A 15,418-nucleotide genomic window follows, 5' to 3' on the forward strand; every position below is an offset into this window, starting at 1 on the left:
GCTCGGGTGCCACGCTCGAAGCGCTACGGGAACGGGTGGTGCGCCCGGTCGAGCCGGGGTTCGAATCCCAGCTCGTCGGGGACCCGCTCGGCCCGCTCGCCGAAGTACGCGTCGTCGAAGAAGAGCGGCTGCGCGCTCGGACAGAGGACACGTACCGCCTCGAAACCCAGTCCTTCGAGGTCCCGCGTCGTGAGTCGCGTCGCGTAGGGGTCGAGCCCGGCCTCGGTGACGCGGTCGACGAGCATCGAGAGCTCCGCCGCCTCGTCGTCCGGGACGCGCTCCGGGCCGATGCTCGTCAGCGGCACCGCCGTCTCGGTGTCGGTCAGCGAGGCGGCCTCGGACGGTCGGCCGGCGTAGTGGCCGATTGCGCCGGTGGCGTCGGCCGCGCCCTCTCGCCCCATCCCGCGGAGTTCCAGCCAGTTCTGGAGGGCCTCTTCGAGCGCCCCGGTGGCCGTGGCCTCGGGGTCCAGCCCGGCCGCCGACCCCAGCGCGAACTCCGGCCACTCCTCGCCACGGAGGGCAACGGCCACGACGGGCACGTCGACGTCCTGGGTGAGCAACAGCGCCGTCACGGACAGCCCCTCCGACTGTGCGCGGCGCCGGAGCGTGTCGAACTCGCCGCTCTCGACGGCGATTTCCAGCGGGTCGTACGTCGAGTACCACGCCAACATGGCGGCGTCGCGCTCGATTACCTCGTACAGCCCGGACAGCAGCGCCCCGGTCTCGGTGCTGCCGAGTCCCAGCCCGGTCGTCACCGGCGGTCGCACCGTCCGCGACGGCGGCGGGTACAGCACCGTCTCGGCGGGCACGTCGACCTCGGCGTCGGTGTCGAGATGTGTCGCCGGCAGCCACCGGAGCGCCTCCTCGACGGGCCCTTCCTCGGGGCGGACGAAGGCCGTGGGCTCGATGGCGTCGGCGACCGACGCCGGCGTCCCGCGGGGTAACGTCTCGGTCCGATAGACGCCGGCGGCGTAGCGCTCGTAGCTCTCGCCGAGCGCCTTCATGAAGGCCGTGTCCCAGTCGGTCGCGACGCCGGCGGCCTGCTGTGGCGCGGTCGCGTCGCTGAACCGCTCGGTGTTCCCCACCGTGGCGAGGTAGTAAGGCGCCGGGAACGACTCGGCCTCGCCCACCTCGCTGACGATGCCCATCCGCTCGTCCAGCCCGCCTTCGGCCCGGGCCAGTGCGTCCCGGTCGTACTCGGGGTCGGTCCCTCGGAGCGTCCACGTCCGGGCGCCGCCGCAGTCACACCCAGGTATCGGGCGGAACTGCCGTTCGGTGTGGGGCAGTTCGACGACGGTGCCGGCGAGGGGGCCGTTCCCCGAGAGGGCCTGCTCGATGCGGCGACCGGCGACCGCGCCGGCAAAGCGCTGGGTACCGCTGCCCGGCGCCCCGGCGGGCGCCTGTTCCTCGTCTAAGTTCGCCCGGACGCGCTCGGTGAGACAGTCGTAACACCCCGTCTCCGGGCCGAAGCCGGCGACGGACGCGTCCGCGACGGGGACGCCGCCGACGCCGCCGAGTTCGACGGCGACCCAGGTCGTGCCGAGTTCGCGGGCGCGGTCGCTTGCGGTCCCGAACAGCTCCGAGGTCACCTGGTCGACGACGACCGAGAGGTCGGCCGGGGTCACCAGCGGTTCGTCGGCCCGCCGCACGCTGGCGGGGCTGTCACCGAGCGCCGCGACGAGAGACTCGACCGCCGGGCCGTTCCCGACGACTTCGACAGTGGTCATGACCGCACAGAGACGACAGGGGGAGAAAAACCTAGGCCGCAAGCAGGCTCTGGGCGACCGTCGCCAGCTCGTCGCTGTCGGCGGCTTCCAGGCGCTCGTCGCCGAGCATCAGGCGCAGGCGCGGACGACCCACGTCGATGGGGACCTTCTCCGTGTCGATGAGGCCCATGTCCTCTAGCTTCGTCTTCGTGCGGGAGAAGGTCGCCTTGCTCGCGAGGCCGACGTCCTCGCCCCACTTGCTGATATCGTAGAGCAACTCGTTGTTGCGCGCGGCGACGAGCAGGCTGATGGTCACCTCGTCGAGCCCGTCGCCGTCGCCGCGAGCGGTCGACAGCGACCCGAGCACGCTGTCGAAGTCCGCCGCGGTCTCCGGGCCGATTTCGGACTCCAGCGTGGTCCGGACACGCGAGATAGCGGGCGTGCGCAGCGAGTACGCCTCGGCGCTCTCCCACGTGTTCTCGTAGTACTCCGCGGCGTCGTCGACGAACGCGCCGTCGTCGGTGCCGAGGCCGCCGACGACGTCGCCGATGGTGACCAGGGCGTAGACGCCCTCTGCCGTGACGGCGACGGAGTGGTTCGGGACCGTTTCGAGCAGGCGCATCGAGAGGCTGCCCGCCTCGACGAGGTCGGCCGCCGTACTCGCGACCAGGAAGTCGCCCATCACGTCTTTCAGCGTCCGCTCGTCGGCGAGCATGCGGACCTCGACGCCGTCGTCCTGGCGCTCCAGCGTCGTCATCAGCGCCGAGATGGTCTCCTGTGACGGGTTCACGACGTAAATCGGTGTGTCTGTCTCCTCGAACACCGACGACAGCATCGAGCCGATATCGTCCTGCAGCAGAGTAGTACTCATTGTGCTATTGGGTCTATTATCGCGAAGAACATTTAATTTCATCGGCCGATTATCATTGATTTCGGCGCCAATACTGTCATATCGACCATCAAATCAGTACAAATATATCTATTAGTTACCAATATTATGACCGCATTCCTGACAACAACGACGGCACAACGCGGCAGTTCGATACGGTGTACGCCGTCCGTATCTGGTACGTAACCGGCTAGAACCCGGGGTCCAGTCTCGCAGCGAGGTCCTCGGACCAGTGGAAGTCGCCGTCGAAGATGACCGGCAGCGAGTTCGACTCCAGGATGTCGACGAGCCTCGCCGCGGAGACGGTGTGCTCGGTCGACGTGCCGTTGAGCGCTCGCTCGCCGTCGACGGGGAGGTCGTAACTCTCGCCGGCCCCCTGTGGCGTCATCACTTCACAGACGAGCTCGTAGCCCCCGTCAGTCTCGCTGACCATCGCCACCACCGGGTCCGCCGGCCCCGGTAACAGGGCGTAGGTGCCGTCGCCGACGACGGCGTAGTCCTTGCTCATCATGATGCGGCGGCGGGCCAACTGGAGCGCCCGCTGGATGCTAAAGCCGTTGGAGAGCAGCCTGGCGAAGGCGGTCCCGACCATCGCGGCGTGGCTGTCGAGGACGTCCGCGAACGTGACCGCGCCGGCCACCGACCCCTGCTCGATGAGGTCGAGCCCCTGCTGGTAGGAGCCACAGGCGTTCAGGAAGAAGGTGCGGGTGCGCGATTCCGCCAGCGAGGACGTCGCGAGGGTCCCGTCGGGACAGCACAGCCCGTCGTCCTCGCAGTGGCCGATGAAGTGGACGAAGTCGTTCTCGGACTCGAACACGTCCGCGAGGGCGTCCGTGGTCAGCTGGTCGCGGACGGTGACGTCCATCGGGAGGTCGGCGGCCCGGTATATCTCCGAGACGGCGCGGCGCTCGTCCGACATCTCCATGTCGTTCAACACCACGGACAGCTGGAGCTTCTCGGTCTCTTTCGTCCGGTAGCGATACCGGTTCTCATAGGCCGACGGCGTCGTCTTGAACGCGTCGATGGGAGTACCGGGCGCCAGCCAGCCGTGGACGCGACCGACCCCGCCCGTCGGTTCGACCATGGCCGTCGGGTCGGCCGCCCCGCGGGTGTAGGAGTCCGAAAGCGTCTTCTCCAGGAGGTCACACCGCTCCAGCTCGGCCCCGTCGGAGAGATAGACTAGCGAGAGGCTATCGAGCAGGAAGGGGAGACAGCGGGCGCGCTCGAACGACGGCTGCGTGTGCGTCGAGAGGTGCCACTCCGGTACCGCCGCGTCGACCGCCTCGTCGGGCGTCGCCAGATACCGTTCCAGCCGACCGGCCGGCGAGAGCGACCGCACAGCCGCCGGGTCAAGCGAACACCGGTCCAGTAGTTCGGGGTCCGATTCGGGGTTCATCCGGCGGACCAGACAGTCCAGGTAAAAGAGCCGCTGGACCGTGTCCGCGATTTCGTCCTGGACCTCGGGAAACGAACTGAACTCGTGGTAGACGTCGGTGCCCTCGGCGGTGAGTGCCACTCGCATCCGGTCGTCGACGGTCACGTCGGCGCCCAGATAGTACGCGAGCGGCGCGACGACGAACAGCGACTCGATACACGGCGGGACCAGCAGTTCGATGCCCGTCTCGGGTTTGGTGTTTGCCAGGTCCGTCGGGACAGACGTGGTCTCGCCGGTCGTCAACAGCGGCGGGTGGCCGCGCTGTCCCGGATGTGAGCGGGACGGGCCGAGCGTGTGATGGGCCGCGCTCATATGGGAGAGTCCGGTCGCGAGCCCCTCGGGCGTCCTGGGGACCTGGATGTGGGCCGGCCCGACGGACGCCGATTCGCCGATGCCGACGGCGACCCGCTGTGCGTCCCACAGCGACAGCACCGTACCGCCCCCGGTGGAGCGCAGCGAGGCGGCCCCGTCGAAGCGGACGTGGATGCGCTCTCGCCGTGTCCCGAAGGGGCCGTCCTCGGTGGCCCCGTCGGCGGTCCGGACGGTGACCGAGAGGAGGAAGGCCCCCTCGGGCAGTTCCGAGGCGCTAGTCAGCGCGTACTGGGCGTCACAGTCCAGCGACGTCACGGTGGGGTCGGTCCCGGGGACGCGGAGGCGGGCGGTCCGCCCGCGGACGCAATCGGTCGTCGCCCGCGGTATCGCCTCACCCGAGCACTTCCGTCGGTCGTCCAGCTGTGCCAGCACCGTTGATACCCCCGAGTCGCGCTGCCGAGCAGGGCCGATGCCAGTCCCTCGCTCGGTAGCTGTCTCTGTGACCCCCCAAGAGACCATGTACAGGGTACTGTGGGCTTATACACTATATACATAATGATGCTCAAGTAAGCATTTCATACTGACACGAACGCCGCCCGTCGGTGCCCGGAATCTGCCAGTCGCTCACACGCTCGGGGCCAAAGGGTAGATTATTGACGGGCGCGTCCCGACGCACTCACATGAGCTACGACACCGTCCGCGAGACGGACCCTGCTGTCGCAGACGCCCTAGAGGGCGAGCGGGCACGACAGAACGACACGCTGGCGATGATTGCCAGCGAGAACCACGTCTCCGAGGCAGTCATGGAGGCCCAGTCCTCCGAACTCACCAACAAGTACGCCGAGGGGTACCCCGGCGAACGCTATTACGGCGGCTGTGACTTCGCCGACGACATCGAGCAGCTGGCTATCGACCGCGCAAAGGAGCTGTGGGGCGCCGACCACGTCAACGTCCAGCCCCACTCGGGCTCGCAGGCCAACATGGGCGTCTATCTCGGCGTCCTCGAACCCGGCGACAAGATACTCTCCCTGGACCTGACCCACGGCGGGCACCTCTCCCACGGCCACCCCGCGAACTTCGCCGGCCAGGTGTACGAGGTCGAGCAGTACAAAATCGACGAGGAGACGGGCTACGTCGACTACGACGGGCTCCGCGAGCACGCCGAGGAGTTCGAACCCGACATCATCGTCTCGGGCTACTCGGCGTACCCGCGGGAAGTCGACTTCGGGCGCATTCAGGAGGCGGCCGACGCCGTCGACGCCTACCACCTCGCCGACATCGCCCACATCACCGGGCTCGTCGCCGCCGGCGTCCACGAGTCGCCCGTCGGCGTCGCCGACTTCGTCACCGGTTCGACGCACAAGACCATCCGCGCCGGCCGTGGCGGCATCATCATGTGCGACGAGGAGTACGCCGACGACGTCGACAACGCCGTCTTCCCCGGCTCTCAGGGCGGCCCGCTGATGCACAACGTCGCCGGCAAGGCCGTCGGCTTCAAGGAGGCGCTGGAACCGGAGTTCGAGGAGTACGCCGCACAGACAGTCGACAACGCCGTCGCCCTCGGCGACCGGCTCAAGGAACACGGGCTCGACCTCGTCTCGGACGGCACCGACAACCACCTCGTCCTCATCGACCTCCGGCCCTCCCATCCCGACACCACGGGTAAGGAGGTCGAGGAAGCGCTGGAGGAGGCCGGCATCGTCCTCAACGCCAACACCGTGCCCGGCGAGACCCGCTCGGCCTTCAACCCCTCGGGCATCCGCGCCGGCACGCCCGCACTGACGACGCGTGGCTTCGACGAGGACGACTGCCGCGAGGTCGCCGACCTCATCTACGAGGTCGTCGAGGCGCCCCACGACGACGACGTCGTCGCCGAGGTCGCCGAGCGCGTCGAGGAACTCACCGACGCGTACCCGCTGTACGAGTAGCCGACCGGAAACGCGCCGCCCGGGCGTTTCGGCAATCAGGCCGTTCAGGTAACCGGGGATGCATTGACCTGTCAATGGGGGACCGGCCCTCGCCCGTCGCCGCGGTCGTTTTACCCGTCACCTCCCCACACAGCGACGGCTCACCGCCGAATCGGCCCGACCAAGCCGCCACTGACCGCGCTCACTCCCCGGCGAGATGGCGCGTCGTGAACTCCGCGATGGGGTCGTCGGTCGCGTCCATCCAGCCGGCGAGACGGTCGCGCAACCGCGAACGCACGTCCCCGTAGTCCGGGTGGTCGACGAGGTTCTGTAGCTCGTGCGGGTCGGCGTCGAGGTCGTACAGTTCGTCGGTGTCGGGGGCGTTGAAGACGTACTTGTACCGCTTCGTCCGGACCATCCGCTGGGAGTACAGCCCCATCTCGTCGCCGTGGTACTCGCCGAAGACGGCGTCGCGACCACCGTCCTCGCCGCGCAACAGCGGCCAGAGGCTCCGGGCGTCGATGTCGTCGGGCACCGACGCGTCGGCCGCGTCGAGAAACGTCGGCATCAGGTCCATCAGCGAGACGAGCTCGTCACAGACCCGGCCGTCGCCGGCCACGCCGGGCCCGCGAACGACCAGCGGGATGCGGTAGGTGTCGTCGTACATCATGGGCCCCTTGTTCCACTGGCGGTGGCCGCCGGTGAAGTCGCCGTGGTCCGACGCGTGGACGACGAGCGTGTTCTGGGCGACGCCCAGCGCGTCGAGTTTCGCCAGCACGCGGGCTATCTGGTCGTCGATGTGGTGCATGAATCCCAGATACAGCGCCCGCAACCGGTCCCACTCGTCCCGGGAGAGCCCCTCGACGCCGCGATACTGACGGTACCGCTCCTGCACTCTCGGTTTCCCGTCGAAGGTCTCGGCGTCGGACGGCCAGGGCGGGAGGGCGTCGGGGTCGTACATCGAGGCGTACGGCTCCGGGACGAGATAGGGGTGGTGTGGGCCCTGGAAGTCGACGCGGTGGAAGAAGGGCTCCTCGTGCGCGAGCTGTTCCAGCCGTCCGAGGGTCAGTTCGGCGTTGAACGCCGAGCGGGTCGCTTCGGGCGGTATCGGCAGGGTGCCGCCGAGGAGGTCCCGCGAGCCGTCGAACTCGGCGTACACCGGGTCCCGGGGCTCGATTTCGTCGGGGTCGATGCCGTGGTCGCGCTGGTAGCTGTCCAGCCCAGCGGACAGATGGGCGTCGTGGTGGTCGTCGCTTCCGCCGACGTAGTCGAAGCCGAAGTCCTCGGGCGTGGCGGTCCGGCCGACGTGCCACTTGCCGACGTAGGCGTTCCGGTAGCCCGCGTCCCGCAACGCCGTCCCGAACGTGGGCACGTCCGCCGGGAGGTCCGCCCGGACGGCGTCGGGCTCGTGGACGTTGTTGAGTATCCCGTGGTTGTGGGGGTAGAGCCCGGTCAGCAGCGACGCACGTGCGCTGCTGCAGATGCTGATGGGGGTGAAGGCGTGCGTGAAGCGGACCCCATCGGCGGCCAGCCCGTCGATAGCGTCGGTCTCGACGGGGACGCCGTCGGGGTCGACGAGGTCGTGGCGCTCCTGGTCGGTCAACAGCAGGAGCACGTTCGGTCGGCCCATCAGAGGTAGCCGAGGTCGGCGAGACGGTCTTCGGTGGCGTCGGAGACGTGGACGCTGCCGTCGGCGTCGGCCTCGTCGAAGCTCCCCAGCCACTCGTCGAGCGTGGCGGCCAGTTCGGCGGTCCGACGGGGGTTCGCCGCGGAGATGTCGTGTGCCTCCTCGGGGTCACCGCGGATGTCGTACAGCCACTCGGAGCCGTCGGAGCCGCGGACGTACTTGTAGGCGTCCGTCCGGACGGCCCGGAGGCTGCGCTGGTACTCGTAGATGGTCTGTGGGACGTGGTCGAACTTCTCCTCCAGCACGTCGATGGGGGGACGGGGGCGCATGTACTCGGCGATGACCTGGGACCGGGGGTCGACACCCTCGGTCGGGTGGAAGGAGAGGGCCTGGGACGCCTCGCGTAGCTCGGGGGCCTCGATGCCCGCAGCGTCCAGCAGCGTCGGCGCCAGGTCGGCGGTCTGGACCAGTCGGTCGGAGCGCGGCCCCGACGAGAACGCCCCGCCGTGGACCACGAGCGGGACGTGCAACACCGTATCGAAGAGGCTGTACTGATGGCCCAGGAACCCGTGTTCGCCGACGTTCTCGCCGTGGTCGCTCACGGCGACGAAGACCGTGTCGTCCCACTCGCCGGTCGCTTCCAGGGCGGACCGGAGCCGCCCGAGCTGGGCGTCGAGATACGATATCTCGGCCCGGTAGAGCGACCGGACGACCGCCCACTCCTCGCCGGTGTAGTCGAACTCCCCCACGTCGAACTCGCGGGGGTCCTGTCGCAGTGCCATCGCGCGGTCGTAGCTCCACCCTTCGGGGAGGAACGCGCGGGCGTAGGCCGGCGGGGGGCGGTACTCCAGGTGTGGCTCGATGCAGTTGGCGAACAGGAAAAACGGCGCGTCCGAGTCGCGCCCGTCCAGCCACTCGGCTATCCAGTCGACCGTCGCCGCGGCGCCGTCGTCGCGGTCGCTATCGCCGGTCACCAGCCGTCGGAGCCGCTCGAAGGTGGGCCCGCCGAGGCGACTCCGGCGGACGGCGTTGGTCGCCCGGTGGCCCCACCCACCGGCACCGCTCCAGGCGTCGGTCCGCTCGGAGTCGTCGCGGAACCGGTCGAACCCCGCGGTGAGGCCGAACTCGTCGGTGACCCAGACGTTGTTCGAGACGCCGGCCGTGTCGTAGCCGGCGTCGGCGAAGGCCTCGGGGATTGTCGGAAGCGCCCCGTCGAACCGGGTGTGGTCCGCGTGGGCGCCGTGTTTCGACGGGTAGGTCCCGGTGAAAAGCGAGACGTGGGAGGGGAGCGTCCACGGTGCCGTGGCGAACGCGCTCGTGTACTCGGTGCCAGCGTCGGCGAGGGCGGCGAGGTTCGGCGTCAGGTCGGGGTCGGCGGGCACCGTCTCGGCGCCCCGCATCGTGTCCATGACGAACAGGACGACGTTGGGGGCGTTCTCCGGCGGTGTCCCCGTCATACGCGGCCACCCGTTCGTGACAGCGAACTCATATATTTCGACACATCCGGGTTGTATCAGCCACGCTATATGATGCTGCGGCTTGCAGGTGCGGCGTGTGCATACGGTTCGAGGAGCGAGCCGCCGGTCGGACGGTCGCTCGTGGCTGTTATAGTTGCCACCCGCTCGCAGGTGGGTCACTGGCGGACATCGGGAGCGGTAGCGACGGGCTCCCCGTGGGAGGCGCTAACGCGTCTATTCGGGATAGTGATACTTTTGGCCCGCGGGACTCCCCGTAGAGGTATGACGGAGATAATCGACGGCGACGCCGTCGCCCAGTCCATACGGGACGACCTCGCGACGGCCATCGACCAGCTGGCCGACGCGGGCCACACCCCGACACTCGCCACCGTGCTGATGAGCGACGACCCCGCCAGCGAGACGTACGTCTCGATGAAACAGTCCGACTGCGAGGAGGTCGGCATCGAGGCGCTGGACATCGAAATCGACCCCGAAGCCGACGCCGAGGAGCTGTACGACACTGTCGACGAGCTCAACGCCGACGAGAACGTCAACGGTATCCTCGTCCAGATGCCGGTGCCGGACCACGTCTCCGACCGGCAGGTGCTGCGGGCCATCGACCCCCGGAAGGACGTCGACGGCTTCCACCCGGAGAACGTCGGCCGCCTCGTGGCCGGGGACGCCCGCTACAAGCCCTGCACGCCCCACGGCATCCAGAAGCTCATCGACGCCGCCGGCGTCGACACCGAGGGCAAAGAGGCCGTCGTGGTCGGCCGCTCGGACATCGTCGGCAAGCCGATGGCGAACCTGCTCATCCAGAAGGCCCCGGGCGGCAACGCGACGACCACGGTGTGTCACTCCCGGACCGAGGACCTCGCGGCGAAGACGCGCGAGGCGGACATCCTCGTCGCCGCCGCCGGCGTGCCGGAGATGATAGACGGCGAGATGGTCAAAGACGGCGCGACGGTCATCGACGTTGGCATCAACCGCGTCGACGCCGACACCGAGAAGGGGTACGAACTGGTCGGCGACGTGGACTTCGAGAGCGCGAAGTCGAAAGCCGGCGCCATCACCCCCGTCCCCGGGGGCGTCGGACCGATGACACGCGCGATGTTGCTGTACAACACGGTCAAGGCGGCGGGACTCCAGCACGACGTGGCCGTCGACCTCCCCTGATACCGGGCCTGCAGCCGCAGGCGGGACACTGGGGAGTCCGCTCCTCGTATCCCGGCTATGAGCGAACCTGACCACGTCGAAGGCGTCGATTTCACGCGTATCAACCCCGTTCTCGACGACTTCTCGTACCCCATCACCGCCGACGAGCTGGTCGACCGATACGGCGACCGGGAACTCGAACGGACCAACACGGACCCGATATCCGTCGCGGCGCTGTTCGAGCCGATGGGCGAGACCACCTTCGACTCCCCGGACGCCGTCCGACAGATGCTCCTCTCACAGATGCCACGTGACAGCGAGGGCCGGGCGAACTACTCGGACCGGGGCGGCTCCCACCCCGTCGAGACGGAGGCGGCCGAGGAGGCCGCAGAACAGACCGCGACTGACCTGGAGGAGGGAGAGGCAACCAACCACGACCGAACGGAGCAGTAGGCGCTACGTCCGGTCGCGCTCCAGCCCCGAGAGCCAGTTTTCGGCGGTGACGGCGGCGTTCTCGTCGCCGGCGACGTACCGGCCGAGGTCGCGGGCGGCGTGCATGAGCCGGTTCGCGTCGGCCGGGTCCACGTCGCCGTCCAGCGCCTCGATGCGCTTGCGGTGGTCGCGGAGCCGGCCCGAGAGCCGGCGGGCGTGGTCGTCGAAGTGGTCGTCGAGGTAGCTCCGAACGTCGCGCTGGTAGCTGTCGACGGCGTCGGCCATCGCCAGGCCGAACGCGGTGCGAAACGCCTCGGGTACCGCCTCGTGACCCGGGCGTTCGCCCCGGTCAGCGCCGCCGAGCAGGTCCAGGAAGTACAGCTCCGCTTCATCGCTCGGGCGGGCCCGCCTGGCCAGCGCCGCGGCGACGGCGCCGAGTTCGACGGCGGCGACGTAGGTCTCGTCGAGCGGTTGCAACTGTCCGGCGTCGATGAACCCGCGCTTTCGGGTGTACTCCCGGCAGGTCGTTGCGACCTCCGCGGCCAGTTCCTCGGTCGTCGTCTCGTCGACCCGGTTTCGCAACGGCGTCAGGTCGAGCTCGACCGGCGCGTCGGTGTGTTCGGTCCGGTCGTCGACGCCGACGCTGCGGAGGCTCCCACACTCCGGGCACTCGACGCTCCCGGTGTCGTAGTAGGACCACCGGGTCCCACAGGACTTGCACTCGCGGTCCCCACGGATGTTCATACCCCGTCTCGGGTCGCCGGCCTCAAGTTCCTTCCGTGGTCAGCGTCCGACCGTACTCCCAGAGGCGCGCGATTCGGTCGGCTATCTCCGGGTTGTCCTCGTGCAGCGTCGCCACGTCGGTCTCCCCGCCGACGTTGATGACGTGGACCTTGCCGCGCTGGTCCGAATACACGTCCTGGAAGTCGTACACCGCCCCGACGACGGTCACGTCCTCGGGGACGTCGTCGCTGTCCACCAGCCGCTGGACCTGGTGGTCGACGTTGTACTCGACGAGGTGGTTGATGGCGGCCACGTCCGAGAGCTCGTCCTGCGGGAGGACCTCCAGGGCCTCCTTGAGATGGGGTTTCAGCTGTTCCAGGCAGTATTTCACCCCGCGGGGCTGGATGACGTCCTCTGTGAGATACTGGAACGCCGTCGTGACGGCGCCACAGCCGGTGTGGCCGACGACGATGGCGACTTTCGTGTCGGTGTTCCAGAGCGGGAACATCACGTCTCCGGAGACCAGATGCCCCATGCTCGTCGGCTGTGTCACCCGGTTCCCGATGTTGCCGACGGTGAATATCTCCCCCGGAACGTCGTTGTCCCACATGTCGTCCTGCAGGACGCGGGAGTCCGAGCAACAGACGGTGACCGCGTCCGGAAACTGGGTGTTCTGGATGTCGTCGAAGCGCGCGTCGGGCCGCTCCGCGTGCTCGGCGTTGCGCGCCAGCATTTCGACGACGGTCTGGTGCATGCGATAACTGAGACGCGCCACGGATTATATTCTTTCGCGAGACCTGCCGCCGAGCGCTACCCGGCGCGGAACCGGGCCACGAGCGGCCTCAGCTTCTCGGTCGCGGCCCGGCGTTTCAGCAGGAGGAACCCGGCGAAGATACAGCAGAAGCCGACGACCTCCAGCCAGCCGAGCCGCTCGCCGAGGACGAGCCAGCCGGCCAGCGCGGCGACCACCGGGGCCGCATACGAGACGAGGTTGAGCTCGATGGCCCCGACGCGGGCCAGCAGGTCGAAGTAGACCACGTAGCCGAGCGCGCTCGCGAACACCGAGAGATACAGTATGGCGAACAGACTTCGGCGGGTGAAGTCGGCGCTCGCGAGCGACTCGCCGACCACTCCGGCGCTGATGCCGTGGAGGAGGAGGGCGCCGATAGCGGTCGACCACGCGACCATCCCCTCCGAGGAGATACCGCCGTCGAGCCGCTGGACCAGCACGCTGCCCAGCGCGACGGTGGCCGCGGCGAGGAAAACGAGGACCGAGGGGAGCGCCGACCCGCCGAGCAGGGCTGACGGGGTCGGTTGCGCCACGAGCGCCACGCCGAGGAAGCCGACGGCCAGCCCGACCAGTCCAATCGGCGCCAGCCGCTCCGAGGGGAGGACGAGCCGCGCAAAGCCCGTCGAGAGGATGGGGCTCGCGCCGATGAGAATCGCCGCGACGCCGCTGGTCACCCCTTGCTCGCCGACGAAGAGGAGGGCGTTGTACAGCGCGATGAGGAGCGTCCCCTCGACGAGGAGCGTGAGCCAGTCCGCCCTGGTCCGGGGGAGCCAGTAGTCGCTGGTGACCGCCGCGTAGCCGAGCATCAGCACGGCCGCGATGTCGTACCTGAGCGCGGCGAACAGCACCGGCGGCAGCGCTTCGAGCCCGGCCTTGATTGCCACGAACGCGGTGCCCCAGACGACGGCGAGAATCACGAAGAGGACGACGTCCCGTCGCTCGTTCATATCACCCTCTCCGTCGGCGCTCGCTTAACAGTTTCAGTCCAGCGCGTGCCAGACGGTCGCCGAGAGATACAGCGAGGCCAGCCCGCCGGCGACGACGACCAGCCAGTAGGTCACCAGCCGGAAGACGATGACGCCGGCCGCGACCACCGCGGGCGGCGAAGTGACGAACACCGTTATCGCCGCCGTCAGCCCGATTTCCGTACTTCCCAGTCCGCCCGGGGTAGGAATCAGTGTCACCACCCCGGCGGCGGGGGTCAGAAACAGGGCCAGCCCGAGCGGAATCGGCGTCTCGACCGCCAACAGCCCGACGTACAGCGCCATCGAGAAGGCGAGCCACCCCAGCACGGCGACCGTCGTCGCGACGACGAGGCGCCGCGTCTCCCCCGTCGCCGTCCCGAACGCCTCTATGAAGGAGTCGGTTCCCGCGCGGACGCGCTCGGGTGCGAGCGTTCGGTGGACCCGGACGGAGACGCGACCGACGGTGGTTCTGAGGAGCCACGCGACCCGCTCGACGGCGGTCCCGAGAAGGTGTATCCGGTAGGCGATGACGGCGCCGCTACCGACGAACCCGAGGACGACGACGCTCAGCAGCGCCAGGACCAGCGTGGTCGGGAGCGCCGCGTAGGGGCTCAAAAGCACCGAGGTCAGGCCGGCTATCGCGACCCCGACCGAGCCCGCAAACACCAGTAGCTCACTGGCCGTGACGGCGGCGAAGACGTCGCGGAACCGCCGGTCGAGGTCCTCCGCGATGACGTAGGCCAGAATCGCGGAGCCGCCGGCGTTGCCGAACGGGAGCACCTGCTTACCGAAGGTCCCGGAGAGGTAGCCAAGCTGGATGCGGCGGCGCGGGAGCGACCCGTCGACCCCCTCCAGAATCGTCGTCGTCGTCAGGCTCCAGCACAGCTGGGCCAGCAGCGAGAGCGCGGCCGCCAGGGCGACGAGGAGCGGGTCCGCGGCCGCCAGGGCGCCCAGTACCGCGGCCACGTCGAGCGAGAGGAACAGGCCCCCCAGGAGGACGACTGCGAGCCCGAGTCCGAGAACCAGTCGGCCATAGCCGGCGCGTTCTTTCGAAACCGTGGCCATCCTGTGTGTCTGCTGTATCGAAGGCTATCAATCCCCCGGGTCGCTGTCGGCGCTCGGCGGCCGCCTCAGGCCTCGGGGTCGTACGCCTCGGCCAGCGCGTCGAGCGCGTCGTGGTGCTCGGTCGTGTGGGGCGCCGTCAGGGGCGAGACGCTGACGGCCCCGTCGACGACGGCCCGGCGGTCGGTCCCCTCGGGGTCCGGGATATCGCCCTCGGCCATCCGCTCCCAGATGCGGTCGTGGAGCGTGACAGCGTCGCCGTTGCGCTCCGCCGTCATCTCGTACTCCAGGGAGGGGCGGGTCACGACCAGCGGCGCCGGCCCCCAGTCGGCGACGGGCGCGTTGACGTTGAGGTAGTCACACCCGTCGAAGACGCCGGCCTCCAGGGCGTGCTCTGCCAGGTACGTCGTCGCCCGAACCGCCTCGTCGTAGCCCAGGTCGCCGTCGTCTATCCCGGTGAAGTCAGTGTCCTCGCGGACGGGGATGTACATCGAGACGGCTATCGCCGGCACGTCGAAGAAGGTGGCCTCGACGGCGGCGCTCACCGTCCCCGACCGCCCCAGCGTGTACGCCCCGAGGTTGGCCCCGCGGTTACAGCCGGCCACCACCAGGTCCGTCTCCGGCGCGAGCGACTCCAGGCCCGCCACGACGCAGTCGGCCGGCGTCCCGTCGACCACGAACCCCATCTCGTGGCCCCACACGTCGACCTCGTGGGAGAGCTTCCGCCCGACGGCGCTCTGGTCCGTCGCCGGCGCGACCGTCACCACGTCGCCGACCGCCGAGAGCCCGTCGTACACCGCCTGCAGCCCGTCGGCCTCGATACCGTCGTCGTTCGTCAGCAGGATGGTCGGCTCGTCCATACGCCGTCTGTGGCCCTGCGGGAGAAAAAGCCACTGACTGGTACGATAGCGCGCCCCGGCGATTCGGGACGGCGACTGTCGCCGTGACCACGGGACGG

General features: G+C 69.0%; 13 protein-coding genes. 3 read left to right on the forward strand and 10 right to left on the reverse strand.

Translation table 11 applies throughout. The features are described from left to right. Positions 1-23 precede the first annotated feature (23 nt). From NJQ98_RS08955 to NJQ98_RS08965, 3 genes are all read right to left on the reverse strand, one after another. Positions 24-1,727: a YcaO-like family protein gene (locus NJQ98_RS08955; RefSeq protein ID WP_262177930.1), complete on the reverse strand. Its 1,704-nt coding sequence runs from the start codon at positions 1,725-1,727 to the stop codon at positions 24-26. A gap of 31 nt (positions 1,728-1,758) precedes the next feature. Further along, a complete protein-coding gene (tbsP, locus tag NJQ98_RS08960; RefSeq protein WP_262177931.1) occupies positions 1,759-2,577 on the reverse strand; it encodes a transcriptional regulator TbsP in 819 nt (272 codons plus the stop codon). 208 nt (positions 2,578-2,785) lie between these two features. Next, positions 2,786-4,774 (reverse strand): CHAT domain-containing protein, encoded by a 1,989-nt coding sequence (locus NJQ98_RS08965; protein ID WP_262177932.1) that lies wholly within the window; start codon positions 4,772-4,774, stop codon positions 2,786-2,788. Between the two features lie 248 nt (positions 4,775-5,022). On the opposite strand from NJQ98_RS08965, the gene glyA reads away from it, so the two are divergent. After that, positions 5,023-6,270 (forward strand): serine hydroxymethyltransferase, encoded by a 1,248-nt coding sequence (gene glyA, locus NJQ98_RS08970; RefSeq protein WP_262177933.1) that lies wholly within the window; start codon positions 5,023-5,025, stop codon positions 6,268-6,270. A 181-nt stretch (positions 6,271-6,451) separates the two neighbouring features. Here glyA and NJQ98_RS08975 read toward each other — a convergent pair whose 3' ends face one another. After that, complete coding sequence (locus tag NJQ98_RS08975) at positions 6,452-7,879, reverse strand: sulfatase family protein (RefSeq protein ID WP_262177934.1); 1,428 nt, start codon at positions 7,877-7,879, stop codon at positions 6,452-6,454. Then, positions 7,879-9,333, reverse strand: coding sequence for a sulfatase family protein (locus NJQ98_RS08980; protein ID WP_262177935.1), 1,455 nt, complete (start codon positions 9,331-9,333; stop codon positions 7,879-7,881). The genes NJQ98_RS08975 and NJQ98_RS08980 overlap by 1 nt, the downstream gene beginning before the upstream one ends. A 282-nt stretch (positions 9,334-9,615) precedes the next feature. On the opposite strand from NJQ98_RS08980, the gene NJQ98_RS08985 reads away from it, so the two are divergent. After that, a complete protein-coding gene (locus tag NJQ98_RS08985) occupies positions 9,616-10,509 on the forward strand; it encodes a bifunctional methylenetetrahydrofolate dehydrogenase/methenyltetrahydrofolate cyclohydrolase (RefSeq protein WP_262177936.1) in 894 nt (297 codons plus the stop codon). Between the two features lie 57 nt (positions 10,510-10,566). Further along, entirely contained in the window at positions 10,567-10,941 is a 375-nt protein-coding gene (locus tag NJQ98_RS08990; RefSeq protein ID WP_262177937.1) for a DUF5789 family protein, read from the forward strand. Positions 10,942-10,944: 3 nt separating this feature from the next. Here NJQ98_RS08990 and NJQ98_RS08995 read toward each other — a convergent pair whose 3' ends face one another. The 5 genes from NJQ98_RS08995 to surE form a co-directional block, all read right to left on the reverse strand. Next, complete coding sequence (locus NJQ98_RS08995; protein ID WP_262177938.1) at positions 10,945-11,664, reverse strand: DUF7117 family protein; 720 nt, start codon at positions 11,662-11,664, stop codon at positions 10,945-10,947. 22 nt (positions 11,665-11,686) lie between these two features. Further along, positions 11,687-12,397 carry a carbonic anhydrase gene (locus NJQ98_RS09000; RefSeq protein WP_262177939.1) on the reverse strand — a complete coding sequence of 237 codons (711 nt, stop codon included), beginning with the start codon at positions 12,395-12,397 and terminating at the stop codon, positions 11,687-11,689. Positions 12,398-12,453: 56 nt separating this feature from the next. Further along, positions 12,454-13,380, reverse strand: a complete 927-nt coding sequence (locus NJQ98_RS09005; protein ID WP_262177940.1) for a DMT family transporter — start codon at positions 13,378-13,380, stop codon at positions 12,454-12,456. Positions 13,381-13,413: 33 nt separating this feature from the next. Beyond that, positions 13,414-14,463 carry a lysylphosphatidylglycerol synthase transmembrane domain-containing protein gene (locus NJQ98_RS09010; RefSeq protein ID WP_262177941.1) on the reverse strand — a complete coding sequence of 350 codons (1,050 nt, stop codon included), beginning with the start codon at positions 14,461-14,463 and terminating at the stop codon, positions 13,414-13,416. Positions 14,464-14,528: 65 nt separating this feature from the next. Next, on the reverse strand, positions 14,529-15,320 hold the full coding sequence (gene surE, locus NJQ98_RS09015) for a 5'/3'-nucleotidase SurE (protein ID WP_262177942.1): 792 nt from the start codon (positions 15,318-15,320) through the stop codon (positions 14,529-14,531). Between the last annotated feature and the right edge of the window lie 98 nt (positions 15,321-15,418).

Origin of the sequence: Haloarcula laminariae (assembly GCF_025457605.1) — an archaeon.
GTDB classification, from domain to species: Archaea; Halobacteriota; Halobacteria; order Halobacteriales; family Haloarculaceae; genus Haloarcula; species Haloarcula laminariae.

Bases quoted from the DNA above. Each gene is read 5' to 3' on its own strand.
- NJQ98_RS08995 (WP_262177938.1), bottom strand. From the start codon at position 11,664: ATGAACATCCGTGGGGACCGCGAGTGCAAGTCCTGTGGGACCCGGTGG.
- NJQ98_RS08955 (WP_262177930.1), bottom strand. From the start codon at position 1,727: ATGACCACTGTCGAAGTCGTCGGGAACGGCCCGGCGGTCGAGTCTCTC.
- NJQ98_RS09000 (WP_262177939.1), bottom strand. From the start codon at position 12,397: ATGCACCAGACCGTCGTCGAAATGCTGGCGCGCAACGCCGAGCACGCG.
- glyA (WP_262177933.1), top strand. From the start codon at position 5,023: ATGAGCTACGACACCGTCCGCGAGACGGACCCTGCTGTCGCAGACGCC.
- NJQ98_RS09010 (WP_262177941.1), bottom strand. From the start codon at position 14,463: ATGGCCACGGTTTCGAAAGAACGCGCCGGCTATGGCCGACTGGTTCTC.
- NJQ98_RS08980 (WP_262177935.1), bottom strand. From the start codon at position 9,333: ATGACGGGGACACCGCCGGAGAACGCCCCCAACGTCGTCCTGTTCGTC.
- NJQ98_RS08975 (WP_262177934.1), bottom strand. From the start codon at position 7,879: ATGGGCCGACCGAACGTGCTCCTGCTGTTGACCGACCAGGAGCGCCAC.
- NJQ98_RS08985 (WP_262177936.1), top strand. From the start codon at position 9,616: ATGACGGAGATAATCGACGGCGACGCCGTCGCCCAGTCCATACGGGAC.
- NJQ98_RS09005 (WP_262177940.1), bottom strand. From the start codon at position 13,380: ATGAACGAGCGACGGGACGTCGTCCTCTTCGTGATTCTCGCCGTCGTC.
- NJQ98_RS08990 (WP_262177937.1), top strand. From the start codon at position 10,567: ATGAGCGAACCTGACCACGTCGAAGGCGTCGATTTCACGCGTATCAAC.
- tbsP (WP_262177931.1), bottom strand. From the start codon at position 2,577: ATGAGTACTACTCTGCTGCAGGACGATATCGGCTCGATGCTGTCGTCG.
- surE (WP_262177942.1), bottom strand. From the start codon at position 15,320: ATGGACGAGCCGACCATCCTGCTGACGAACGACGACGGTATCGAGGCC.